This window comes from Burkholderia savannae (assembly GCF_001524445.2).
GTDB lineage: Bacteria > Pseudomonadota > Gammaproteobacteria > Burkholderiales > Burkholderiaceae > Burkholderia > Burkholderia savannae.
This window is the reverse complement of the sequence record NZ_CP013417.1, coordinates 355,628-380,324: the sequence shown is the minus strand read 5'-3', so window position 1 is coordinate 380,324 and position 24,697 is coordinate 355,628. Positions and strand designations below refer to the sequence as shown.

At 67.8% G+C, this 24,697-nt stretch carries 22 protein-coding genes; 7 read left to right on the top strand and 15 right to left on the bottom strand.

Features of this window, described 5'->3' with window-relative positions; genetic code table 11:
• Positions 1-93: 93 nt before the first annotated feature.
• From WS78_RS02035 to WS78_RS02010, 6 genes are all read left to right on the top strand, one after another.
• The gene (locus WS78_RS02035; RefSeq protein ID WP_038754432.1) at positions 94-1,371 is read left to right on the top strand and encodes a GspE/PulE family protein; all 1,278 of its coding nucleotides are present in this window, start codon (positions 94-96) and stop codon (positions 1,369-1,371) included.
• Positions 1,368-2,585 (top strand): type II secretion system F family protein, encoded by a 1,218-nt coding sequence (locus WS78_RS02030; RefSeq protein WP_059583267.1) that lies wholly within the window; start codon positions 1,368-1,370, stop codon positions 2,583-2,585. The genes WS78_RS02035 and WS78_RS02030 overlap by 4 nt, the downstream gene beginning before the upstream one ends.
• Positions 2,586-2,629: 44 nt before the next feature.
• Positions 2,630-3,541, top strand: coding sequence for a prepilin peptidase (locus tag WS78_RS02025; RefSeq protein ID WP_038754438.1), 912 nt, complete (start codon positions 2,630-2,632; stop codon positions 3,539-3,541).
• Between the two features lie 3 nt (positions 3,542-3,544).
• Positions 3,545-4,156 carry a dephospho-CoA kinase gene (gene coaE, locus WS78_RS02020; RefSeq protein WP_059583264.1) on the top strand — a complete coding sequence of 204 codons (612 nt, stop codon included), beginning with the start codon at positions 3,545-3,547 and terminating at the stop codon, positions 4,154-4,156.
• Positions 4,157-4,302: 146 nt separating this feature from the next.
• Positions 4,303-5,058, top strand: a complete 756-nt coding sequence (gene zapD / locus WS78_RS02015; protein ID WP_038754444.1) for a cell division protein ZapD — start codon at positions 4,303-4,305, stop codon at positions 5,056-5,058.
• Between the two features lie 30 nt (positions 5,059-5,088).
• A complete protein-coding gene (locus WS78_RS02010; RefSeq protein ID WP_059583262.1) occupies positions 5,089-5,292 on the top strand; it encodes a DNA gyrase inhibitor YacG in 204 nt (67 codons plus the stop codon).
• Between the two features lie 117 nt (positions 5,293-5,409).
• On the opposite strand, the gene WS78_RS02005 is transcribed toward WS78_RS02010, so the two are convergent.
• The 4 genes from WS78_RS02005 to secA all read right to left on the bottom strand — a co-directional run bounded on the left by WS78_RS02005 (position 5,410) and on the right by secA (position 10,928).
• Positions 5,410-5,859, bottom strand: coding sequence for an NUDIX domain-containing protein (locus tag WS78_RS02005; protein ID WP_059583259.1), 450 nt, complete (start codon positions 5,857-5,859; stop codon positions 5,410-5,412).
• Entirely contained in the window at positions 5,856-6,725 is an 870-nt protein-coding gene (locus tag WS78_RS02000; protein WP_059583256.1) for an ATP-binding protein, read from the bottom strand. Before WS78_RS02000 ends, WS78_RS02005 begins: the two co-directional genes overlap by 4 nt.
• 21 nt (positions 6,726-6,746) lie before the next feature.
• A complete protein-coding gene (gene argJ, locus WS78_RS01995) occupies positions 6,747-7,988 on the bottom strand; it encodes a bifunctional glutamate N-acetyltransferase/amino-acid acetyltransferase ArgJ (protein WP_038754455.1) in 1,242 nt (413 codons plus the stop codon).
• A gap of 156 nt (positions 7,989-8,144) precedes the next feature.
• Positions 8,145-10,928 carry a preprotein translocase subunit SecA gene (gene secA / locus WS78_RS01990; RefSeq protein ID WP_038754458.1) on the bottom strand — a complete coding sequence of 928 codons (2,784 nt, stop codon included), beginning with the start codon at positions 10,926-10,928 and terminating at the stop codon, positions 8,145-8,147.
• A gap of 373 nt (positions 10,929-11,301) precedes the next feature.
• Between secA and WS78_RS01980 the strand changes: the two genes are divergently transcribed.
• Positions 11,302-11,781, top strand: a complete 480-nt coding sequence (locus WS78_RS01980; RefSeq protein WP_059583253.1) for a DciA family protein — start codon at positions 11,302-11,304, stop codon at positions 11,779-11,781.
• A 292-nt stretch (positions 11,782-12,073) separates the two neighbouring features.
• Here WS78_RS01980 and lpxC read toward each other — a convergent pair whose 3' ends face one another.
• The 11 genes from lpxC to mraY all read right to left on the bottom strand — a co-directional run bounded on the left by lpxC (position 12,074) and on the right by mraY (position 24,685).
• On the bottom strand, positions 12,074-12,991 hold the full coding sequence (gene lpxC, locus WS78_RS01975) for a UDP-3-O-acyl-N-acetylglucosamine deacetylase (RefSeq protein ID WP_009888790.1): 918 nt from the start codon (positions 12,989-12,991) through the stop codon (positions 12,074-12,076).
• Positions 12,992-13,232: 241 nt separating this feature from the next.
• Positions 13,233-13,739: a peroxiredoxin gene (locus tag WS78_RS01970; protein ID WP_059583250.1), complete on the bottom strand. Its 507-nt coding sequence runs from the start codon at positions 13,737-13,739 to the stop codon at positions 13,233-13,235.
• Positions 13,740-13,921: 182 nt separating this feature from the next.
• Positions 13,922-15,118 (bottom strand): cell division protein FtsZ, encoded by a 1,197-nt coding sequence (gene ftsZ, locus WS78_RS01965; RefSeq protein WP_038754467.1) that lies wholly within the window; start codon positions 15,116-15,118, stop codon positions 13,922-13,924.
• A 108-nt stretch (positions 15,119-15,226) separates the two neighbouring features.
• The gene (ftsA, locus tag WS78_RS01955; protein WP_006025154.1) at positions 15,227-16,459 is read right to left on the bottom strand and encodes a cell division protein FtsA; all 1,233 of its coding nucleotides are present in this window, start codon (positions 16,457-16,459) and stop codon (positions 15,227-15,229) included.
• A 26-nt stretch (positions 16,460-16,485) separates the two neighbouring features.
• Positions 16,486-17,238, bottom strand: coding sequence for a cell division protein FtsQ/DivIB (locus tag WS78_RS01950; protein ID WP_038754469.1), 753 nt, complete (start codon positions 17,236-17,238; stop codon positions 16,486-16,488).
• Positions 17,239-17,258: 20 nt separating this feature from the next.
• A complete protein-coding gene (locus tag WS78_RS01945; RefSeq protein ID WP_038754472.1) occupies positions 17,259-18,197 on the bottom strand; it encodes a D-alanine--D-alanine ligase in 939 nt (312 codons plus the stop codon).
• Position 18,198: 1 nt separating this feature from the next.
• Positions 18,199-19,596, bottom strand: a complete 1,398-nt coding sequence (gene murC, locus WS78_RS01940; RefSeq protein WP_038754475.1) for a UDP-N-acetylmuramate--L-alanine ligase — start codon at positions 19,594-19,596, stop codon at positions 18,199-18,201.
• Entirely contained in the window at positions 19,593-20,693 is a 1,101-nt protein-coding gene (gene murG / locus WS78_RS01935; RefSeq protein WP_059583247.1) for an undecaprenyldiphospho-muramoylpentapeptide beta-N-acetylglucosaminyltransferase, read from the bottom strand. The genes murC and murG overlap by 4 nt, the downstream gene beginning before the upstream one ends.
• Complete coding sequence (gene ftsW, locus WS78_RS01930) at positions 20,690-21,979, bottom strand: putative lipid II flippase FtsW (protein ID WP_059583244.1); 1,290 nt, start codon at positions 21,977-21,979, stop codon at positions 20,690-20,692. The genes murG and ftsW overlap by 4 nt, the downstream gene beginning before the upstream one ends.
• A complete protein-coding gene (gene murD, locus WS78_RS01925; RefSeq protein WP_038754556.1) occupies positions 21,976-23,490 on the bottom strand; it encodes a UDP-N-acetylmuramoyl-L-alanine--D-glutamate ligase in 1,515 nt (504 codons plus the stop codon). Before murD ends, ftsW begins: the two co-directional genes overlap by 4 nt.
• Positions 23,491-23,515: 25 nt before the next feature.
• Positions 23,516-24,685, bottom strand: coding sequence for a phospho-N-acetylmuramoyl-pentapeptide-transferase (mraY, locus tag WS78_RS01920; protein WP_006025147.1), 1,170 nt, complete (start codon positions 24,683-24,685; stop codon positions 23,516-23,518).
• Positions 24,686-24,697: the final 12 nt, after the last annotated feature.

Below are 24,697 nucleotides of genomic sequence, written 5' to 3'. Positions count from 1 at the left end.
CGCGGTTGGCCGATCGGCCGACTGGCGGCCGCCCTGCCCGACGCGCGATGATCGCTCCATCGTGTCGAGCAGGCGGCCTCGAGGCCGAATCCGATGTCCGCAACGCCCCCCAACCCTTCCTTTTCTTCCGCGTGGCCCGCGGCGGCGCTCCCACCCGCGGCGTCCGCCCCGCCTCGGGCTCGCACCGCCGAGCTCGCCGACGACGCGCCCGCGGTAGGTGTCGTCGCCGACATGCTGCGCGCGGCGCACGAACGCGATGCGTCCGACATTCACGTCGAGCCGGGCGAATCCGGCTGGCGCGTGCGCCTGCGCATCGACGGCGTGCTGCACGAGTTCGCGCGCCCGCCCGCCCATCTGCGCGACGCATGCGTGACGCGCATCAAGGTGCTCGCGCGAATGGACATCGCCGAGCGCCGCGTGCCGCAGGACGGCCGCCTGCGGCTCACGCTCGCGCCGGGGCGAGCGGGCGACTACCGGGTCAGCTCGCTGCCGACGCTGCATGGCGAAAAGCTCGTGCTGCGGCGCCTCGAAACGCTGCCCGACAATCTGTCGCTCGCCAAGCTCGGCTTCGACGCCGCTCAGGCACGCAACGTCGAGGCGGCGATCGGCGCGCCGCACGGCCTCGTCCTCGTCACGGGACCGACGGGCAGCGGCAAGACGCTGTCGCTCTACTGCTTCCTGCAAATGCTGAACGACGTGTCGCGCAACGTCTGCACGGTCGAAGATCCGGCCGAAATCGAGCTCGACGGAATCAATCAGGTCGGCGTGCGCGAGAAAGCGGGCTTGACCTTCGCGGTCGCGCTGCGTGCGTTCCTGCGCCAGGACCCGGACGTCATCATGGTTGGCGAGATACGCGATGCGGAAACCGCCGACGTCGCGCTGAAAGCCGCGCAGACGGGGCATCTCGTGTTGTCCACGCTGCATACGAACGACGCGCCCGCGGCGGTGGCCCGACTGCTCGACATCGGCGTCGCGCCGTACAACCTCGCCGCCGCGCTGCGGCTCGTGACCGCGCAGCGGCTTGTGCGGCGACTCTGTCCTGCGTGCCGTACGCCGTCCGGCGCGCCGCTCGACGCTCTGCGTGCGGCGGGCCTCGACGCCGCTACGCTCCACGCCGGCTGGCGTCCCTATGAGGCGGCGGGCTGCGCCGCGTGCCATGGCATCGGTTATCGGGGGCGCATCGGCGTTCATCAAGTCATGCCGCTGTCCGACGCGCAACGCGACCTGATCGTCGCGCGCGCGAGCAGCGCCGAGCTCGCGCGGCAAGCGCGCACCGAAGGCATGACGAGTCTGCGCGACGCGGCGCTCGCCCGCGTGCGCGACGGCACGTCGAGCCTGGACGAGGCGCTCGGCACGACGGAGGCGGCATGAGCACGCGCAATCCGCCCCCACCGATCGAGGCGCGATATCGCTGGGCAGGCGTGACGACCGACGGCGCGCGGCGGCGCGGCACACTGATCGCCGTCAGTCCGTTCGCTGCCCGTGCGGCGCTCAAGCGCACGGGCGTCACGGTGCTGCATCTCGAAGCGCGCGGCACGGCGCCGCAGCCCGCCGTGCGGGCGAGCGAAGTCACGCGTTTCGCGCGGCAGCTCGCCGACCTCCTGCGCGCGGGGCTCGCACTCGCGCCGTCGCTCGACTTGCTCGCGCAAGCGATGCAGCGAAGCGAAATGCCACGCATCGCGGCTGGCCTTGCGCGCGAGATCGTTGCGGGACGACAGTTCTCCGCCGCGCTGCGCCGCTACCCGCGCCAGTTCGATCCCCTCTTCTGCCAACTGGTCGCGGTCGGCGAGACGGCGGGGGCGCTCGCGGCCGTCCTTGCACGACTCGCCGACGATCGCGAGCGCGCGGCCGCGCAATATGCGCGAGTCCGGGGCGCGCTCGCTTATCCCGTCGCCGTGCTGCTGTTCGCGCTTGCGATCACCGCAGCGCTGCTGATCTGGGTCGTGCCGACGTTCGAGCAGATCTTCTCGGGCTTCGGCGCCGCACTGCCGGCGCCGACCCGCTTCATTCTGGCGCTGTCGGCTGGCGTGACACGCTGGAGCGCGCCCGTCGCCGCGTTCGCACTGCTCGCCGGCCTCGCCTTGCGCCACGCAGCTCGCCGTTCCGCGGCCGCGCGCCTTGCACTCGCGCAGGCGCTGCTGCGCGCGCCGTTCGCCGGACCGCTCATGCGCACGCTCGCCGCAGCCCGGTGGAGCCGCGCGCTCGGCACGCTGCTCGCCGCCGGCACGCCCCTCACCGACGCTTTCGCCGCGTTGTCGAACGCAACCGGCAATGCACGCTTCGATCTCGCGACAGCCGGCATCGCCGCGCGCTTGCAGCACGGCGAACGGCTCGCCCGCGCAATGCGCGCCGAAAGGTGCTTCCCGGACGACATCGTCCAGCCGATCGCCGTCGCCGAGGAATCGGGCACGCTGGATACGATGCTCATCGACGTCGCGGCGCTCTGCGATCGCCGCATCGACGAACAGATCGGCGTGCTTGCGAACATGTGCGAACCCGTCGTGATCGTCGTGCTCGGCGCGCTGATCGGCGCACTCGTGGTCGCGATGTACTTGCCGATCGTCCAGCTCGGCAACGTGGTGTAGCATCGCAGCCGAATCCGACTCCATTTGCAATGCCAACCGCCCCGATGACGCCCAATCCGTTCCTTCCCGATCCGGCCGCGCACGCGGCCGCCGGGCCGCTCGCCGCGTTCGCGGCGCTCCCCACGGGCATGCAGCTTGCGTTCGCGATCGTGCTCGGCCTCGTCGTCGGCAGCTTCATCAACGTCGTCGTTCATCGGCTGCCGATCATGATGAAGCGCGCGTGGCTCGCGGAGATCGCCGAAGCGACGGGCGAGCCGCACGCCGACGACGGCCTGCCGGCGCGCTACAACCTCTGGGCGCCGCGCAGCGCATGCCCGCACTGCGGCCACGTGCTGCGCGCATGGGAAAACGTGCCGGTCCTGAGCTACATCGCATTGCGCGGCCGCTGCGGCCGCTGCCATGCGCCGATCGGCGCGCGCTATCCGCTCATCGAGCTCGCGAGCGGCGCGCTCGCCGCCGGTTCGCTCTTGCTCTTCGGCCCGAGCGTCGCTGCGCTCGCCGCGTTCGGCCTGTGCGCGGCGCTTCTCGCAATGAGCGCGATCGACATGCAGACCGGCTTTCTGCCCGATTCGCTGACGCTGCCGCTGCTGTGGGCCGGGCTTTGCGTCAATCTGTGGGAGACGTTCGCGAGCCTGCGCACCGCGGTGATCGGCGCGATCGCCGGCTATCTGTTTCTCTGGTGCATCCTGTGGCTCTTCAAGTTGCTGCGCGGCATTGAAGGGATCGGTTACGGCGACCTGAAACTCCTCGCCGCGCTCGGCGCATGGCTCGGCTGGGAAGCGCTGCCCCAAATCGTGCTGATCGCCGCGGTCGCGGGCGCCGCCGTCGGCCTCGTCGCGACCTGGCGCGGCCGCATGCGCTTCGAGGAACCGCTGCCGTTCGGTCCATTCCTCGCGGCGGGCGGTGCGGCGACCCTCTTTTTCGGCACGCCGTTCTATCTGCTGCTCGGAGGCTGACCTATGTTCTCGGTGGGATTGACGGGCGGAATCGGCAGCGGGAAGACAACCGTCGCGAATCTGTTCGGCGAGCTCGGCGCATCGATCGTCGACACCGATCTGATCGCGCACCGCATCACCGCGCCGCGCGGCCTCGCGATGCCGCTCATCGCCCGCGAGTTCGGCGCCGCGTTCGTCGCGGCCGACGGCTCGCTCGATCGCACGAAGATGCGCGAGCTGATCTTCAGCGACGAATCCGCGCGCAAGCGGCTCGAGGCGATCACTCATCCGCTGATCCGCGAAGAAACCGAGCGCGAAGCGAGCGCCGCGCAAGGCGCGTACGTCGTTTTCGTCGTGCCGCTGCTCGTCGAATCGGGCACGTGGAAGGCGCGCGTCGACCGCGTGCTCGTCGTCGATTGCAACGTCGAGACGCAAATCGCGCGCGTGATGCGCCGCAACGGCTTCAGCCGCGAGCAGGTGGAGGCGATCGTCGCGCGCCAGGCGTCGCGCGACGCACGTCTCGCCGCCGCCGACGACGTGATCGTCAACGACGGCGCGTCGCACGACGAGCTCGCAGCCGAGGTCGCCGCACTGCACCAACGCTATCTCGCACACGCGGCCGGCGCGCAGAAATGACGAACTTGCGGTGCATATGTTGCGTCCGGTGCATGGAATCGCCGCGTGCGCCATGCGCCCCGAAAAATGGCGCGATTGCGAGGGTAGACAGTGGGCATTAGAATGTCCCTGCAATTTTGGTCACCCACCGCGAGAGGCGAGCGCGCTTGATTCTTTACGAGTATCCGTTCAACGAGCGAATCCGCACGCTGTTGCGTCTCGAAGATTTGTTCGAACGCTTCACGTTCTTCGTGGCTCAAGAGGACGCGAGAGAGCATCATGTCGCGCTGACGACGCTGTTCGAAATCTCCGAAGTCGCGGGCCGCGCAGATCTGAAATCGGATCTGATGAAGGAGCTCGAACGCCAGCGGCAGACGCTCGCGCCGTTTCGCGGCAATCCAGGCATCGAGCAGAACGCGCTGGAAGCCGTGCTCGGCGAAATCGAGCAGACGCTTGCGAACCTCGCGCAGATGCAGGGCAAGACCGGCCAGCATCTGATCGACAACGAATGGCTCGCCAGCATCCGCAGCCGCGCGGTCATCCCCGGCGGCACCTGCAAGTTCGATCTCCCTTCGTACTACGCGTGGCAGCAGTGGCCCGCCGAGCAGCGCCGCCAGGACATCGCCAAGTGGGCGATGCCGCTCCTGCCGCTGCGCGACGCCGCGATGATCGTGCTGCGCCTCGCGCGCGAATCCGGGCAGGCGTCGAAGGTGATGGCGATGCAGGGCAGCTATCAGCAGATGCTGTCCGGACGCACCTACCAGCTGATGCAGGTGCGCGTCTCTCCCGAGCTGCGCGTGATTCCCGAGGCGAGCGCGAACAAATACATGCTATGGGTGCGCTTCACCGCGCAGGACGGCGATGTCCGGCCGCGCGCGGTCGACATCGACGTGCCGTTCCAGCTCACGCTCTGCAACCTGTAACTGCGGCCTCGCGCCGCATCGATCATCCGTATGGCTACCGTCGTGAAATGCCCGTCCTGCGGCAAGGGAGTGCGCTGGACGCCCGAAAACCGCTTTCGCCCGTTCTGTTCCGCCCGCTGCAAGCAGCTCGATCTCGGCGCCTGGGCAGCCGAGAAGTATCGAATCGGCGGAACCGATGACGAAGCGCCGTCCGACGACGACGCGGGCCATCGGGAAGACGGCGGCCGCAACTGACCGTCCGCCGCGCCAAGCGGCCCCGACGCGGCTCGTGCCGCGAATCGCCGCCCCGAAAAAGTCCGGCCGACTAAATAGGGTAATAGGAAAGCTGCGGAACCGAGGTTCCGCGCACGTTTATTGCGGCGTCTCGCCGTGCTCGCGCGCGAGCAGTTCGAGCACGGGCAGCGCGGCGGGCAACAGCGGCTCGACGTCGACGGGCAGATGCTGCCAGACGAACGCCTGCCCTTCGCGGCTGTGCGGCTCGCCCGTCCACCCCGTGACCTTGCAGAAGTGCAGGCGAACGTACGCGTGCGGATAGTCGTGCTCGAGCGTATGCCAGCGATGACACTCGGTCACGGCGATGCCGAGCTCCTCGTGCAGCTCGCGCGCAAGCGCCTCTTCGACACTCTCGCCAGCCTCGAGCTTGCCGCCCGGAAACTCCCAATAGCCCTCGTAAGGCTTGCCGGGCAGCCGCTGCGCGAGCAGGTAGCGGCCGTCAGGCTGCACCAGCACGCCGACCGCGACTTCGGTCACCTTGCGGCCGACGCCCGCAGGCGCCGCGCCGTTCGTCACTTCGCTACTCATACTTTCTCCTTGCGGCCCGCGCGATCGCGCGCGAACTGCCATGCGACCCGGCCGGAGCGCGAGCCGCGCTCGAGCGCCCAGACGAGCGCGTCGCCGCGCGCCGCCTCAATCTCGGCGTCGTCGCAGCCGAAATGCTTGAGCCAATGGCCGACGATCGTCAGATAGTCGTCCTGCTTGAACGGATAGAAACTGACCCAAAGGCCGAAACGCTCCGACAGAGAGATCTTCTCCTCGACGACCTCGCCCGGATGGATCTCGCCGTCCGGCAGATGCTTGTACGTCTCGTTGTCGCTCATGTACTCGGGCAGCAGATGGCGGCGGTTCGACGTCGCGTAGATCAGCACGTTGTCGGACTGCGCGGCGACCGATCCGTCGAGCGCGACCTTGAGCGCCTTGTAACCCGATTCGCCCTCCTCGAACGACAGATCGTCGCAGAACACGATGAAGCGCTCGGGACGCGCGGCGATCAGCTCGACGATGTCGCCCAGATCGTGCAGATCTTCCTTGTCGACTTCGATGAGCCGCAGCCCGTCCGCCGCGTACGCGTTCAGGCACGCCTTGATCAGCGACGACTTGCCGGTGCCGCGCGCGCCCGTCAGCAGCACGTTGTTCGCGGGCTTTCCGATTACGAACTGGCGCGTGTTCTGCTCGATCAGCGCCTTTTGGCGCTCGATGTTCTGCAGATCGTCGAGCGAGATCGTCGAACGCGCGACGACGGGCTGCAGATAGCCGCGCCCCTGGCGCTTGCGCCAACGGAAAGCGAGCGCTGCCGTCCAGTCGACGGCGGCAGCCGCCGGCGGAAGAATCGCTTCGAGGCGCTCAAGCAACGCCTCGGCGCGGTTGAGAAACTGCTCGAGTGGGTCCATGATGTCGCGCCCCCGTGTGGCTTACGAACGATAGTCGGCGTTGATGCTCACGTATTCGTGCGACAAATCGCAAGTCCAGATCGTCGCCTGCGCGTCGCCGCGGCCGAGCAGCACGCGGATCGCGATCTCGCTCTGCTTCATCACGCGCTGGCCGTCCTCTTCCAGATACGCGGGATTGCGGCCGCCCGCCTTCGCGACGAGCACGTCGTCGAGATAGAGATCGATCTTGCCGACGTCGAGATCCGCGACGCCCGCGTAGCCGATCGCCGCGAGAATCCGGCCGAGGTTCGGGTCCGACGCATAGAACGCCGTCTTCACGAGCGGCGAGTGGCCGATCGCGTACGCGATCTGGCGGCACTCGGCCACGCTCTTGCCGCCCTCGACCGTCACCGTCATGAACTTCGTCGCGCCTTCGCCGTCGCGCACGATGAGCTGCGCGAGCGTCTGCGCAACGGCGGTCACCGCGTCGCGCAGCGCCGCGTACGCGGGCGAATCGGTCGACGCGATCTCGGGCAGGCCCGCCTTGCCCGACGCGATCAGGATGAACGAGTCATTCGTCGACGTGTCGCCGTCGATCGTGATGCAGTTGAACGAGCGATCGGCCACTTCCTTCACGAGCGCGTCGAGCACCGGCTGCGCGACCTTCGCGTCGAACGCGAGGAAGCCGAGCATCGTCGCCATGTTCGGCTTGATCATCCCTGCGCCCTTGCTGATGCCCGTCAGCGTGATCGTGTGGCCGTCGATCGTCACCTGGCGCGACGCCGCCTTCGGCAGCGTGTCGGTCGTCATGATCGCCTGCGCGGCGTCGTACCAGTTCGCCGCCGCGCGGCTCGCGAGCGCGGCGGGCAAGCCGGCCTTCAGGCGCTCGATCGGCAGCGGCTCGAGGATCACGCCCGTCGAGAACGGCAGCACCTGCTCGGGCGCGATGCCCGCGAGGCGCGCGAGCTCCGTGCAGGTCTCGCGAGCATGCGCGAGGCCCGGCTCGCCCGTGCCCGCGTTCGCGTTGCCCGTGTTGACGACGAGCGCGCGAATGCCCGCGCCGCCCGCGCGCACCTTCGCCAGATGCTCGCGGCAGACCGTCACGGGCGCCGCGCAGAAGCGGTTCTCGGTGAACACGCCCGACACGGCCGCGCCTTCGTCGACGGAAACGACGAGCACGTCCTTGCGGTTCGGCTTGCGAATGTTCGCCTCCGCCCAGCCGAGCGTCACGCCGGCGACGGGATGCAATTGCGCGGGATCGATCGAGGGAAAATTGACAGCCATCTGAAGCACCTGCCCCGAAGGAAAATGCCGGCATTCGAGCCGGCATCGATTGGATTGAAGAACCGGCGGCCGCTCACGCGCCGCCGCGCATCACACCTCGAAAAACCTTTCGCACAGACGACGCGGCGCGCTCATCGCGCGCCGCCTTCGATCACGTCAGTTCAGCTTGCCGTGACAGTGCTTGTACTTCTTGCCGCTGCCGCAGGGGCACGGATCGTTGCGGCCGACCCGCGGCACTTCGCCCGCCGGGCCGCTATGGCTCATCGCGTGGCCGACCATTTCGGCCGTCGCATCCGCGACCGCCGCGCCGCCCGCCGCAGCCGCGGCGAAATCGGCGTGCTGGAATTCGACGTTCTCGAGATGGCCGCCCTGCTCCTCGATCTGCTCGGCCGCTTCCTCGAGCTGCTCGGGCGACTGGATCTGCACGTTCATCACGATCCGCGTGACTTCCTGCTTCACGGCGTCGAGCATCGCCGCGAACAGCTCGAACGCCTCGCGCTTGTACTCCTGCTTCGGGTTCTTCTGCGCGTAGCCGCGCAGGTGGATGCCCTGGCGCAGGTGGTCGAGCGCCGCAAGGTGCTCGCGCCAGAGGCGGTCGAGCGTCTGCAGCATGATCGAGCGCTCGAACGCGCTGAACGACTCGCGGCCGACGAGCGCGACCTTCGCTTCGTAGTGTTCGTCGGCGGCCGTCGTGACCGCGTCGACGATCTCGTCCGCGTTGATCGACGACGACTCGTTCACCATTTCCTGGATCGCGAGATCGAGCTGCCAGTCGTTGCGCAGCGCCTCTTCGAGCTCGGGGAGTTGCCACTGCTCTTCGATGCTGCCCGCCGGCACGAACGGGCGGACCACTTCCGACATCACGCCGTGCCGCATCGCGCCGATCGTCTCGGCGATGTCGTGCGCCTCGAGCAATTCGTTGCGCTGCTGATAGATCACCTTGCGCTGATCGTTCGACACGTCGTCGTATTCGAGCAGCTGCTTGCGGATGTCGAAGTTGCGCGCCTCGACCTTGCGCTGCGCCGATTCGATCGAACGCGTGACGATGCCCGCTTCGATCGCCTCGCCTTCCGGCATCTTCAGGCGATCCATGATCGCGCGCACGCGGTCGCCCGCGAAGATGCGCAGGAGCGGATCTTCAAGCGACAGGTAGAAGCGCGACGAGCCCGGATCGCCCTGGCGGCCCGCGCGGCCGCGCAGCTGGTTGTCGATCCGGCGCGATTCGTGCCGCTCGGTGCCGATGATGTGCAGGCCGCCCGCCGCCTTCACCTGCTCGTGCAGCGTTTCCCACTCGTCGTGCAGCTTCTGAATCCGGCGCGTCTTGTCGTCGGCCGGAATCGATTCGTCGGCCTCGATGAACGCCGCCTGCTTCTCGGCATTGCCGCCGAGCACGATGTCGGTGCCGCGGCCCGCCATGTTGGTCGCGATCGTGATGCGCTGCGGACGCCCGGCCTCGGCGACGATCGCCGCTTCGCGCGCGTGCTGCTTCGCGTTGAGCACCTCGTGCGGCAGGCCCGCCTGCTTGAGCAGATGCGACAGCAGCTCCGAGTTTTCGATCGACGTCGTGCCGACGAGCACCGGCTGGCCGCGCTCATGGCATTCGCGGATGTCGCGGATCACCGCGTCGTAGCGCTCCTTCGCGGTCTTGTAGATCTGATCCTGCTTGTCGATCCGCTTCGGCGGCCGGTTGGTCGGGATCACGACGGTCTCGAGGCCGTAGATCTCGTTGAACTCGTACGCTTCGGTGTCCGCCGTGCCCGTCATGCCGGCGAGCTTCGCGTACATCCGGAAATAGTTCTGGAACGTGATCGACGCGAGCGTCTGGTTCTCGCTCTGGATCTTCACGTGCTCCTTCGCCTCCACCGCCTGATGCAGGCCGTCGGACCAACGGCGGCCCGGCATCAGGCGGCCCGTGAATTCGTCGACGATGATCACTTCGCCGTTCTGCACGACGTAGTGCTGGTCGCGATGGAACAGCGTATGCGCGCGCAGCGCCGCGTACACGTGGTGCATCAGCGTGATGTTCTGCGGCGCGTAGAGGCTCTCGCCGTCGCCGATCAAGCCCCATTCGGCGAGCATCCGCTCGGCCTTCTCGTGGCCCGACTCGGTCAGGAACACCTGGCGGCCCTTCTCGTCGAGCGTGTAGTCGCCCGGCTTCTCGACGCCCGTGCCGTCCGCCTTCTCCTCGCCGATCTGACGCTCGAGGAGCGGCGGCATCGCGTTCATCCGCACGTACAGCTCGGTGTGATCCTCCGCCTGGCCCGAGATGATGAGCGGCGTACGCGCCTCGTCGATCAGGATCGAGTCCACTTCGTCGACGACCGCGAAGTTCAGCGGCCGCTGCACGCGCGCGTCGGTCTCGTAGACCATGTTGTCGCGCAGGTAGTCGAAGCCGAATTCGTTGTTCGTGCCGTACGTGATGTCGGCCGCGTACGCCGCCTGCTTCTGGTCGTGCTCCATCCCCGACAGGTTGATGCCGACGGACAGCCCGAGGAAGTTGTAGAGCCGGCCCATCCACTCCGCGTCGCGTTGCGCGAGATAGTCGTTGACCGTCACGACGTGCACGCCGCGGCCCGCGAGCGCGTTCAGATACGCGGCGAGCGTCGCGACGAGCGTCTTGCCTTCGCCCGTGCGCATTTCGGCGATCTTGCCGTAGTGCAGCACCATCCCGCCGATCAGCTGCACGTCGAAGTGGCGCATCTTCAGCACGCGGCGGCTCGCTTCGCGGCACACGGCGAACGCGTCGGGCAGGAGTTTGTCGAGCGACTCGCCGGCCGAGATGCGCTGACGAAACTCCCCTGTCTTGCCGCGCAACTGGTCGTCCGTCAGCTTTTCGATCTGCGTTTCGAGCGCATTGATCGCCGCGACGGTCTTTTGGTATTGCTTGACGAGCCGCTGGTTGCGGCTGCCAAAAATTTTCTGAAGAAAACCGGTTGTCATCGGATCGGGTGTGCGTCGGTGCAACGGCCCCGGAGCGGTGAACGCCCTCCCCGGCGCGCCGAGCCTCGGCGGCTTAGCGTAGAAGTGAATTCAAACGTCGAATTTTAGCACGCGCTCCAGGGCGCGCCGGTGTCGGCGGCGGCGGCCGCCATGGGGCGCGCCTCGGCCGGGCGGGAACGCGAAAAGCGACCGCCATCCGACAGTCGGCGGTCGGCGGTCGGCGGTCGGCGGTCGGCGGTCGGCGGTCGGCGGTCGGCGGTCGGCAAACACGATACCCGCGGCCGCCGAACGACATCGCGGTACAATCGGCGCATCGCTCCACCATCCGGTCGCCCGTCATGCGCCCAGCCACGCGGCGCAGCCGACTGCCCTCATGAACCGACCGCCGAAGCAATTATTTCGTCCGAACGACTGGTCGCGGCCGCAAGCGGCCGCCGACGTCCTCAAGCGCACCGACGCGTTCGCCGCGTTGCGCGCGGGCGTCGAGCAGGTCGCGGCGCTAAAGCGGGATCTGGCCGCGTTGCTTCCCGATTATCTGGCGAACCACGTCGAGCCCGGCTTCATCAAGGACGGCGCGCTCACGCTGTTCGCCGCGCACAACGCGCTCGCCGCTCGGCTGCGGCAGGTCGAACCGCGGCTTCTGTCGGAGCTACAGGCGCGCGGATGGGCAGTGGCCGCCCTGAAGGTGCGCGTGCGCCCGCAGCCCGCGCCGGAGCCGCCGCGCGTCAAGCAGGCTCGGATGTCGGCGGCCGGCACCGACGCGCTGCGCCAACTCGCCGACACGCTCGAGCCGTCGCCGCTGCAAAGCGCGCTCGCGCGCATGGCCGCACGCCACGCGAAAGCGCCGCGCTGACCGATTCGCGGCGCACGGCCACCATCCCACGCCCGGCATAAAAACCCCGGAGCCGATTGCCGGCCGCACCGCCGCCGTCCGCGAGCCCCGACGCGCGGCCCATTGACGCATCGCGCGGCGCCTCGCCCATCTCGCGGCAACCCCGCAGCCGCGATCGAGCCGCCCCGAGACGCGCAACGAACATCCACACGGCCACAAGCGAAACGCCACGAGACACTCGACACCATGAAAAAAGCGGCCCGCAGGCCGCTTTTTTGCAGTCGCGCGTCCGGGACGCGCTCGCATCGATGCATCACGCGAACGCTGTCTGGGCGTCGAAGCCGAAGCCCGTCGGCGCCGCCTTCGGATCGTCGAACGTGACGATCTCGTAAGCGTCCTCGTGCGCGAGCAGCTCGCGCAGCAGCGCGTTGTTCAGCCCATGGCCCGACTTGTACGCGGTGTATGACGCGAGAAGCGGATGGCCGACCACATACAGATCGCCGATCGCGTCGAGCATCTTGTGCTTCACGAATTCGTCGTCGTAGCGCAGCCCGTCGTTGTTCAGAATCCGGTACTCGTCGAGCACGATCGCGTTGTCCATGCTGCCGCCGCGCGCGAGCCCGAGCTCGCGCATCATCTCGACTTCGTGCGCGAAGCCGAACGTGCGCGCGCGCGCGATCTCGCGCACGTACGACGTGTTCGCGAAATCGACCTCGAGCTCCTGGCCCGTCTTGTCGACGGCCGGATGACGGAAGTCGATCGTGAACTTGAGCTTGAAGCCGAAGTACGGATCGAGGCGCGCGAACTTGTCGCCGTCGCGGATCTCGACGGGCTTCGTCACCTTGATGAACTTCTTCGCCGCGTTCTGCTCTTCGATGCCGGCCGACTGGATCAGGAACACGAACGAAGCCGCGCTGCCGTCCATGATCGGAATTTCCTCGGCCGTCACGTCGACGTAGAGGTTGTCGATGCCGAGGCCCGCGCACGCCGACATCAGGTGCTCGACCGTCGACACGCGCGCGCCGTCCTTCTGCAGCACGGACGCAAGCCGCGTATCGCCGATCGACAGCGCCGAAGCCGGAATGTCGACGGGCGTCGGCAGATCGACGCGCGAGAACACGATGCCCGTATCGGGCGCCGCGGGGCGAAGCGTCAGTTCGACCTTGCGGCCCGAGTGCAGGCCGATGCCGACGGTCTTGACGATCGATTTGATGGTGCGCTGCTTCAACATGGTCAAAGTCTTCTTGATTGAAGATATCAATCAGGAGTTTTATTCGATAGGCGAGATTATAACGTAAATCCCCATTTCGCGTCGTGATGATCGACGTTTCAAAGTGTTTCGACGCATTACCCTGCGCAAATGCGAGACGGGCCGACGCCCGGAACGGAGGCGTTCCCGGTCGTCGGCCCGTGTTACAACCGCGTGTCGGGCGCGTCGCGGCGTTGCCGAAAGACAACGCCGCACGCGCCTTTCAACGCGTCAAACTCGCCAGCACGCTGGCCGCATCGCTCACTTCGAACTTGCCCGGCGCTTCGACGAAGAGCGTCTTGACCACGCCGTCGTCGACCACCATCGCATAGCGCCGGGAACGAATTCCCATGCCACGCGCGGACAAGTCCTGCGTCAGTCCCAGTGAATGAGTGAAAGCCGCGCTGCCGTCCGCCATCATGCGCACCTTGCCCGCGGTGTGCAGATCGCGTCCCCAAGCGCCCATCACGAATGCGTCGTTGACGGCAACGCACCAGATCTCGTCGACGCCCGCCGAGCGCAACGGCTCGGCATGCGCGACGTAGCCCGGCACATGCTGCGCCGAGCAGGTCGGCGTGAACGCGCCCGGCAATCCGAAGATCACCACGCGCTTGCCCGCCGCCTGCTCGCGCACGCCAAAGGCGTTCGGCCCCAGCGTGCAGCCCGCGCGCGCGTCGTCGAGATACTCGAAGAGTTGCGTGTCGGACAGCGTGTCGCCCACTTGAATCATGCCTGGTCCTTCATAGCGATACGATCGTTCGCAACAGACGACACGGCCCAGCCCGGCCTCGCACAAGCGAAGCGGGCGACTTTCCCGGCCCGGCGTCGCGAGCGACGCGGCCTGTCGTCAGCCGTTTCATCCGTCACGTCGGCTCGTGCCGCGCCAAACCGCGCGGCGCGAAGCCTCGCGCGTCAGTCGGCCTGCTTGCGCAGGAATGCCGGAATGTCGTACGTGTCGACACCCTTCTCCTGCAGCGCCTGCACGTGCGACGCAGCCGTCTCGCGCGAATTGCGCCACACGGCCGGCGTGTCGAACGCGCCGTAGTCGCTCGTGCTCACGTGATGCGAAGCCGCGTAGCCGTGCGACGCCGCGTTGACCGGCTGGTTGTCCGTACCCGTGCGCAGAAGCGTCATCGGTGCGGACTGCTGCTTCTTCGCCGCGCGGCCGAGGCCCGTCGCGACGACCGTCACGCGCAGCGCGTCGCCCATCGCGTCGTCGTACACCGCGCCGAAGATCACGGTCGCGTCGTCGGCCGCGTAGCTCTTGATCGTGTTCATCACTTCGCGCGTTTCCGACAGACGCAGCGAGCGGCTCGACGTGATGTTGACGAGCACGCCGCGCGCGCCCGACAGATCGACGCCTTCGAGCAGCGGGCTCGCGACCGCCTGCTCGGCCGCAAGACGCGCGCGATCGACGCCGGCGACCGTCGCCGTGCCCATCATCGCCTTGCCTTGCTCGCCCATCACCGTCTTCACGTCTTCGAAGTCGACGTTCACGAGGCCGTCGACGTTGATGATCTCGGCAATGCCCGCGACCGCGTTGTTGAGCACGTCGTCAGCACACTGGAAGCACTTGTCCATCTCGGCGTCGTCGCCCATCACCTCGAACAGCTTGTCGTTCAGAACGACGATCAGCGAGTCGACGTGATCCTCCAGTTGCTGCGAACCTGCTTCCGCGACGCGCATCCGCTTGCCGCCTTCGAATTCGAACGGCTTGCTGACGACGCCGACGGTCAGAATGCCCATCTCCTTCGCGATCTGCGCGACGACGGGCGCCGCGCCCGTGCCGGTGCCGCCGCCCATGCCGGCCGTGATGAACACCATGTGCGCGCCGCGCAGCGCGTCGGCGATCCGCTCGCGCGCTTCCTCGGCCGCCGCACGGCCCATCTCCGGCTTCGCGCCGGCGCCGAGGCCGGTGTTGCCGAGCTGGATCACGGACGGTGCACGCGAGCGCGACAGCGCCTGCGCGTCGGTGTTCATCACGACGAAATCGACGCCCTGAACACCCTTGTTGATCATGTGCTGCACCGCGTTGCCACCTGCGCCGCCGACGCCGATCACCTTGATGATCGTGCCGTTGGTTTCGGTTTCCAGCATTTCGAATTCCATTATTGCCTCCGTCAAGAAAAGAACCGCTACTCGGCCGTTATTCGGCGGAAGATCGGGCAACCCTCCGTCGCGCGCCGGCCGCCGGCACCGGCGCGAATGTCGAAATCGTCAGAAGTTGCTGAGGAACCACTCCTTCATCCGCGAGAAGATCTGCCCCGCGGAACCGGATTGCACGGCGACCTTGCGCCCGCGCATCCGTTGAGCGCTGCCCTCGACGAGAAGACCCATCGCCGTCGAATAGCGCGGATTGCGCACGACGTCCGAGAGCCCGCCCGCGTATTCCGGCGCGCCGATGCGCACCGGCTTCAGAAAAATGTCTTCGCCCAGCTCGACCATGCCGGGCATCATCGCAGCCCCGCCCGTGAGCACGACACCGGAACTGAGTAACTCTTCGTAACCGGACTCGCGCACGACCTGCTGCACGAGCGAGAACAGCTCTTCGACGCGCGGCTCGACGACGGCCGCGAGCGCCTGCCGCGACAGCGTGCGCGGGCCGCGTTCGCCCAGGCCCGGCACCTCCACCATCTCGTCCGGATCGGCGAGCGCCTGCTTCGCGATCCCGTAGCCGACCTTGATGTCTTCCGCATCGGGCGTCGGCGTGCGCAGCGCCATCGCGATGTCGCTCGTGATCTGGTCGCCCGCGATCGGAATCACCGCCGTGTGGCGAATCGCGCCTTCCGCGAAGATCGCGATGTCGGTCGTGCCGCCGCCGATGTCGACGAGCACGACGCCGAGATCCTTCTCGTCTTCCGTCAGCACCGCGAGCGACGACGCGAGCGGCTGCAGGATCAGGTCGTTCACTTCGAGCCCGCAGCGGCGCACGCACTTCACGATGTTCTGCGCGGCGCTCACCGCGCCCGTCACGATGTGCACCTTCACCTCGAGGCGGATGCCGCTCATGCCGATCGGCTCGCGCACGTCCTCCTGGCCGTCGATGATGAATTCCTGCGTGAGGATGTGCAGCACCTGCTGGTCGGTCGGGATGTTGATCGCCTTCGCGGTTTCGATCACGCGCGCGACGTCGGTCTGCGTGACTTCCTTTTCCTTGATCGCGACCATCCCGCTCGAGTTGAAGCTGCGGATGTGGCTGCCGGCGATGCCCGTGAAGACGTTGGTGATCTTGCAGTCGGCCATCAGCTCGGCTTCCTCGAGCGCGCGCTGAATCGATTGGACGGTGGCCTCGATGTTCACCACCACGCCTTTCTTCAGCCCCTTCGACTCGCTCTGGCCGAGGCCGATGACCTCATAGTGGCCCTCGCCCTTCAGCTCCGCGACGACGGCCACCACCTTCGACGTGCCGATGTCGAGGGCAACCAGCAGATCCTTGTAGTCTTTGCTCATAGAGTGCTCTTGCGTGTGATGTCGTGTTACTTCTTGCCCTTGTCGGTGTCGGTCAGGAACCGCATGCCCGCCGCGCGGATCGCGAATCCGTTCGGATAGCGCAGATCCGCGTACTCGATGTCGCTGCCCCAGCGCTGCGTGACGGACGGCCACGCGGCGACGAGGCGCTGAACGCGGTCGGGCAGCGAATCGCCGTTGCGCTCCCGGCCGAGCTCGACCTGCATGCCGTTCGACAGCTTCACCGTCCATGCGTAGCGCGGCGACAGCGTCACTTCCTCCGGCGTCGCGCGGATCGGCGCAAACCATTTCGCGAAATCGCGATAGCGCGCGACGACTTCCTTCGCGCTGCCTTCGGGGCCGTCGAACGACGGCAGTTCCTCGTCGAGCTCGCCCTGATTCGCGGTGAAGAGCTCGCCGTCGACGCTCACGAGCTGGTCGTTGCCCCAGGTCCCGAGCGGCTTGTATTCCTCGAGCGTCACGGCGAGCGCGTTCGGCCACACCCGGCGCACGCTCGCGTGGCGCACCCACGGCATCTGCTCGAACGCGACCCGCGCGGTATCGAGATCGACGGTGAAGAAGTTGCCCTTCAGCCGCCCGACGACGCCCGCGCGCACGATCGGCGCGTTGATGTGCTCGGTGTCGCCGTCGATCCGGATTTCGCGCAGTGCGAATGCCGGGCGCTGGATCAGCCAGTAGCAGCCGGCCGCCGCCAACACGAGCAGCAGCAGCGCGTACAACGCGCTGGCGGCAAGGTTGAGTTGGCGAACGTTATTCCACATGGTTCAAGTCCGGTCCTGCATCAATCGAGCGTGAGCGAAAGCACCTTCACCACCAGCTCCGAGTAGCTGATGCCGACCGCGCGCGCCGCCTTCGGCGGCAGCGAGTGATCGGTCATCCCCGGCGCGGTGTTCACTTCCAGGAAATACGGGTTGCCCGCGGCGTCGAGCATGAAGTCCGCGCGGCCCCAGTCCGTGCAGCCGAGCACGTCGAACGCGCGGCGCGCGAGGCGCTTGAACTGCGCTTCCTGCGCGGCGTCGAGGCCGCACGGAATCAGGTATTGCGTGTCGTTCGCGATGTACTTCGCGTGATAGTCGTAGAACTCGCCCGCGGGCACGATCTTGATGAGCGGCAGATCGAGATCCGCGGCGATGCACGCGGTGTACTCGCCGCCGCCTTCGATGCTCTTCTCGACGATCACGATCTTGTCGTGCTTCGCCGCTTCTTCCAGTGCGGCGGGCAACGCATCGGCGCTTTTCACCTTTTCGACCGCGACGCTCGATCCCTCGCTCGCCGGCTTCACGAAGAGCGGCACGCCGAGCTTCGCGACGATGTCCTGCGCGCGCGCCGCGTAATCGTCGCCGCGCAGCACCGTCTCGAACGGCGGCGTCGGGATGCCCGTCTGCTGCCAGACGAGCTTCGTGCGGAACTTGTCGAGCCCGAGCGCCGAGCCGAGCACGCCGCTGCCCGTGTAGCGGATGCCGTAGAAATCGAGCGCGCCCTGGATCTGGCCGTTCTCGCCGTAGCCGCCGTGCAGCGCGTTGAACGCGCGCTCGAAGCCTTCGTCCTTGAGCGCCGCGAGCGGCCGCTCCGCCGGATCGAACGGATGCGCGTCGATGCCCGCGTCGCGCAAGCCCTGCAGCACCAGCCGGCCGGAGTTCAGCGACACCTCGCGCTCGGCGGATTCCCCGCCGAGCAGCACCGCCACCTTGCCGAAACGTTTCGGATCGATCCCGCTCATGTCATCCCTTCTGTTGCGTGTCTTGCGCGAGCTTGCCCGGCACCCCGCCGATCGAGCCCGCACCCATCGTGATCACCACGTCGCCCGCGAGCGCGACCTTCGCGAGCGCGTCCGGCACCTCGTCGACCGTCGCGACGAACACCGGATCGACCTTGCCCGCCGCGCGCAGCGCGCGCGACAGCGCCTCGCCGTTCGCGGTCGCGATCGGCGCCTCGCCCGCCGCGTACACCTCGGTCAGCACGAGCGCGTCGACGGTCGACAGCACGTTGACGAAATCGTCGAAGCAGTCGCGCGTGCGCGTATAGCGATGCGGCTGGAACGCGAGCACGAGCCGGCGGCCCGGGAACGCGCCGCGCGCGGCCGCGATCGTCGCCGCCATCTCGACCGGATGGTGGCCGTAGTCGTCGATCAGCGTGTACGCGCCGCCGCCCGCGACCGCGATCTCGCCGTAGCGCTGGAAGCGCCGGCCGACGCCGTTGAATTCCTCGAGCGCCTGCTGGATCGCCGCATCGGCCACGTCGAGATCGGTCGCGATCGCGATCGCGGCGAGCGCGTTCTGCACGTTGTGCAGGCCGGGCATGTTCAGCACGACGGGCAGCGGCTCGCGCCCTTCGCGCAGCACCGTGAAGTGCATCCGGCCGTCGCGCGCCTCGACGTTCTCCGCGCGCACCTGCGCATCCGCCGCGAAGCCGTAGCGCACGACGGGCTTCGAGATCAGCGGCACGATCTGCCGCACGTTCGCGTCGTCGATGCACACGACCGCGCTGCCGTAGAACGGCAGCCGCTGCGTGAATTCGATGAACGCCTGCTTGAGCCGCGCGAAGTCGTGGCCGTAGGTATCCATGTGATCGGCGTCGATGTTCGTGATGACCTCGATCACCGGATACAGGTTCAGGAACGACGCGTCCGATTCGTCGGCTTCCGCGACGATGAAGTCGCCCGTGCCGAGCCGCGCGTTCGCGCCGGCGCTCGTGAGGCGCCCGCCGATCACGAACGTCGGATCGAGCCCGCCTGCCGCGAGCACGCTCGCGACGAGGCTCGTCGTCGTGGTCTTGCCGTGCGTGCCGGCGATCGCGATCCCCTGCTTCAGGCGCATCAGCTCCGCGAGCATCACCGCGCGCGGCACGATCGGCACACGCAAATGGCGAGCGGCGAGCACTTCGGGGTTGTCCGAGCGCACCGCGGTCGACACGACCACCGCGTTCGCGCCTTCGATGTTCGCCGCATCGTGGCCGATCGACACGCGCGCGCCGAGCGCCTCGAGGCGTTCGGTCACCGCGTTGCGCGCGAGATCGGAGCCGCTCACCTGATAGCCCAGGTTCACGAGCACTTCGGCGATGCCGCTCATGCCCGCGCCGCCGATCCCGACGAAATGAATGTGTTTGACGATGTGTTTCATTGCTTTCCTTCCAGGTTCGCGCCCGCCACCGCCGCGCACACGCGCGCGACTTCGTCGGTGGCGTCCGGCTTCGCGAGCGAGCGCGAACGTTCGGCCATCGCCGCGAGCGATTCCCGCGACTGGCCGCGCAACCAGTCGGCGAGCAGCTCGGCCGACAGGTCGCGTTGTTGCACGAGCACCGCCGCACCTTGCTCGGCAAGGAACTCGGCGTTGGTCGTCTGATGATCGTCGACCGCGTGCGGGAACGGCACGAACAGCGCCGCCACCCCGACCGCCGCGATCTCCGCGACCGTCATCGCGCCCGAGCGGCAGATCACGAGATCCGCATTCGCGTAGGCGGACGCCATGTCGTCGATGAACGGCACGAGCGCGACGTCGCTGCCGCACGCGAGGCCCGCGGTTTCGTAGTTCTCCTTCAGCGTATCGATGTGCTTCGCGCCCGCCTGATGCACGACTTGCGGCCGCTCGTTCGGCGCGAGGAGCGCGAGCGCGCGCGGCACGACTTCGTTCAGCGCGGCCGCGCCCAGGCTGCCGCCGACGACGAGCAGCTTCAGTTTCCCGCTGCGCGCCGCGTAGCGCGCCTGGGGCGGTTCCGTGCGCGCAAGTTCCGCGCGAATCGGGTTGCCCGTCCATTCGGCGCCCGGCAGCGCGCCCGGAAACGCGACGAGCACGCGCTTCGCGAGCTTCGCGAGCACCTTGTTCGTCAGGCCCGCGATCGAATTCTGTTCGTGCAGCACGAGCGGACGGCCCGTCAGCACGGTCATCAGCCCCGCCGGGAACGTGATGTAGCCGCCCATGCCGAGCACGACGTCGGGCTTCACGCGGCGCAGCGCCTGCAGGCTCTGCGTGCACGCGCGCAGCAGATTGAGCGGCAGCGCGAGCTTCGTCTTCAGGCCCTTGCCGCGCAGCCCGCCGAAGCGCACATACTCCATCGGGATGCCGTGCTTCGGCACGAGCGTCGCTTCCATGCCGGCCGGATTGCCGAGCCACACGACGCGCCAGCCCTGCGCCTCCATCCGATGCGCGACCGCGAGCCCCGGGAACACGTGGCCCCCGGTGCCGCCGGCCATCACCATCAGCGTGCGCCGAGAGGTCATACCTTGCCTCCGCGCATCAGCACCCGATTTTCATAATCGACGCGCAGCAACACCGCGAGCGCGACGCAGTTGAGCAGAATGCCCGAGCCGCCGTAGCTCACGAGCGGCAGCGTGAGCCCCTTGGTCGGCAAAAGGCCGAGATTCACGCCCATGTTGATGAACGCCTGCGCGCCAAACCAGATGCCGACGCCCTTCGCCATCAACCCTGCGAACGTGCGATCGAGCGCGAGCGCCTGGCGGCCGATCTCGAATGCGCGGCGCACGATCCAGTAGAACAGCAGGATCACGACGAGCACGCCGACGAAGCCGAGCTCCTCGCCGATCACCGCCAGAATGAAGTCGGTGTGCGCTTCCGGCAGGTAGTTGAGCTTTTCGACGCTGCCGCCCAGGCCGACGCCGAACCATTCGCCGCGCCCGAACGCGATCAGCGAATGCGTGAGCTGATACGCCTTGCCTTGCGCGTAGCGCTCGTCCCACGGATCGAGGTACGCGAAAATCCGCTCGCGCCGCCACGGCGACAGCCACACGAGCATCGTGAAGGTGCCGACCGCCGTCGCGACAAGGCCGCCGAACAGCTTGCCGTTCACGCCGCCGAGGAACAGCACGCCCATCGCGATCGCGGCGATCACCATGAACGCGCCCATGTCCGGCTCGAGCAGCAGCAGCGCGCCGACGAGGCCGACCGCGCACGCCATCGGCAGGAAGCCCTTCGCGAAGCTCTGCATGTACTCCTGCTTGCGCACCGTGTAGTTCGCCGCGTAGATCGTCACCGCGAGCTTCATGATTTCCGACGGCTGCATGTTCGTGATGCCGAGCGGAATCCAGCGGCGCGCGCCGTTCACGCCCTTGCCGACGTGCGGAATCAGCACGATCACGAGGCCGACGAGCGCGATCAGGAAGAGATGCGGCGCGTACTTGTCCCATGTCGACACCGGCACGCGGAACGCGATCACCGCCGCGACGAACGCGACGACGAGCGACACGCAGTGGCGCAGCAGGAACGCGTAATCGTGATACGACGCGTATTTCGGCGAATCCGGCATCGCGATCGACGCCGAATACACCATCACGACGCCAAGGCCGAGGAGCGCGATCGACACCCATAGCAACGAGTAATCGAAATCGAGCATCCGCGAGCGGGTCGGGCGCGCGCCGTTGACGACGCTCGCGAGCCCGACCGCCGCCGCGCGCGCGCCCGAGGCCGCCCGCGCGGCGGTGCGCGGCGCGCCGCCGCCCGCGTCGCGCGTGCCGTTGAAGCGGGAAACGAGGCGATCGGACCAGCTCATAGCGTCGTTCCTTTTTCCAAGGCGATGTCTTCCACCGCGCCGTGGAACACCTCGGCCCGATGCGCGTAATTCCGGAACATGTCGAGGCTCGCGCACGCGGGCGACAGCAGCACCGCGTCGCCCGGCTGCGCGAGCGCGCTCGCCGCGCGCACCGCGGCGTCGAGCGTCGCGTGATCGGCAAGCGGCACGCCTGTATCGGCGAGCGCCGCGCGAAGCGCGGGCGCGTCGCGGCCGATCAGCATCACCGCCCGGCACCACCGCTCGACGGGCGCCGCGAGCGGCTCGAAATCCTGGCCCTTGCCGTCGCCGCCCGCGATCAACACCGCGCGCTGCGCGAGGCCGTCGAGCGCCGCGACCGTCGCGCCGACGTTCGTGCCCTTGCTGTCGTCGACGTAATCGACGCCGTCGAGCGTCGCGATCACTTCGACGCGGTGCGGCTCGCCGCGGTATTCGCGCAGGCCGTGCAAAAGCGGCGCGGCCGGCAGGTCGATCGCGCGCGCAAGCGCGTATGCGGCGAGCGCGTTCGCCGCGTTGTGCAGCCCGCGGATGCGCAACGCGTCGGCGGGCATCAGGCGCTTCAGCGCGATGTCGGGCGGGTTCGCCGCTTCCTGCTTGCGGCGGCGCGACGGCGCGGCGGGCGCATCGGCCGCGTCGCGATCGACCGCCTCGACGAGCCAGGCGATCCCGTTCTCGCGCAGCAGCCCGTAATCGCCGTCGGCGGCCGGCTCGTTCAGGCCGAACGTGATCGCGCGCGGCGCGTCGGCCGCCGCCGCGAGCGGCGCGAACTTCATCACTTCGGCGTCGTCGCGGTTGAGCACGCGCGCCGTGCGCGGCCCGAAGATCCGCCCTTTCGCGGCCGCGTACGCGGCGAAGCCGCCGTGCCAGTCGAGGTGGTCCTGCGTGATGTTGAGGATCGTCGCGGCGTCGGGCGCGAACGTGTGCGCGGTTTCGAGCTGGAAGCTCGACAGCTCGAGCACCCACACGTCCGGCAGCGCGGCCGCGTCGATCGCCTCGGTCAGCTTGTCGAGCATCGCCGGGCTGATGTTGCCCGCAACCGCGACCTTCTTGCCCGCGCGCTCGCACAACAGGCCCGCGAGGCTCGTCGTCGTGGTCTTGCCGTTCGTGCCGGTGATCGCGATCACCTTCGGCGCGTAACCGTTCGCGCCGAGCGTGCCGAGCGCCTGCGCGAAGAATTCGAGCTCGCCCCACACGGGAATGCCCCGCTCGCGCGCGGCGGCGAGAAGCGGCGCGAGATCGCCGGCGAGCGGCGACAGCCCGGGGCTCAGCGCGACGAGCTCGATCCCGCCGTCGATGAGCGCCGGCGAAAACGCGCCGCCGACAAATTCGGCGTCGATCCCGGCGGCCGTCAACGCGGCAAGGTTGGGCGGCGCCTCGCGCGTATCGGCGACGCGCAGCCGGCACCCATGCCTCGCGCACCACCGCGCGATCGCGAGGCCCGATTCGCCGAGCCCCAGCACGAGCACCATCGGCCGCCGCCGATCTCCGAACATCTCGCCAAACATCCTTACCTTCCCTTTACCGCAGCTTGAGGGTGGACAAACCGAACAGGCACAACATCAACGTGATGATCCAGAAGCGCACCACCACTTGCGTTTCCTTCCAGCCCGACAACTCGAAATGGTGATGCAGCGGCGCCATCTTGAAGATGCGCCGCCCCTCGCCGTAACGCTTTTTCGTGTACTTGAACCACGTGACCTGCAGCATCACGGACAGCGTCTCCGCGACGAAGATGCCGCCCATGATGAACAGCACGATTTCCTGCCGGACGATCACGGCGACCGTGCCGAGCGCGCCGCCCAACGCGAGCGCGCCGACGTCGCCCATGAACACCTGCGCCGGGTGCGTGTTGTACCAAAGGAACGCGAGCCCGGCGCCGCCCATCGCCGAGCAGAAGATCAGCAGCTCGCCCGCGCCCGGAATATGCGGAAACAGCAGATATTTCGAATAGACGGCGCTGCCCATCACGTACGCGAACACGCCGAGCGACGCGCCGACGAGCACCACCGGCATGATCACGAGGCCGTCGAGCCCGTCGGTCAGGTTCACCGCGTTGCTCGCGCCGACGATCACGAAATAGGTGAGCGCGATGAAGCCCCAGACGCCGAGCGGATAGCTGATCGACTTCAGGAACGGCAACATCAGGTCGGCGCGCGCGGGCAGCCCCATCGACAAGCCGCTCCGCACCCACGCCATGAACAGGTCGAACACGCGCACGTTGCTCGCCTCGGACACGCTGAACGCGAGATAGACGGCCGCGAACAGGCCGATCACCGATTGCCAGAAATACTTTTCGCGCGACGACATGCCGCGCGGGTCCTTGTAGACGACCTTGCGATAATCGTCGACCCAGCCGATCACGCCGAAGCCGAACGTGACGAGCATCACGATCCAGATGAAGCGGTTCGTCAGATCGCCCCAGAGCAACGTCGCGACCGCGATGCCGATCAGGATCAGCACGCCGCCCATCGTCGGCGTGCCGGATTTCACGAGGTGCGTCTGCGGGCCGTCCTTGCGCACCGCCTGGCCGACCTTCATCTGCGTGAGCTTGCGAATCACCCACGGGCCGCAGACGAGACCGATCACGAGCGCCGTGATGGTGGCCATCACCGCCCGGAACGTCAGATACGTGAACAAGCGCAAAAAGCTTGCGTCACCTTGCAGCCATTGCGCCAACGCCAGCAGCATGCTTACTTCCTT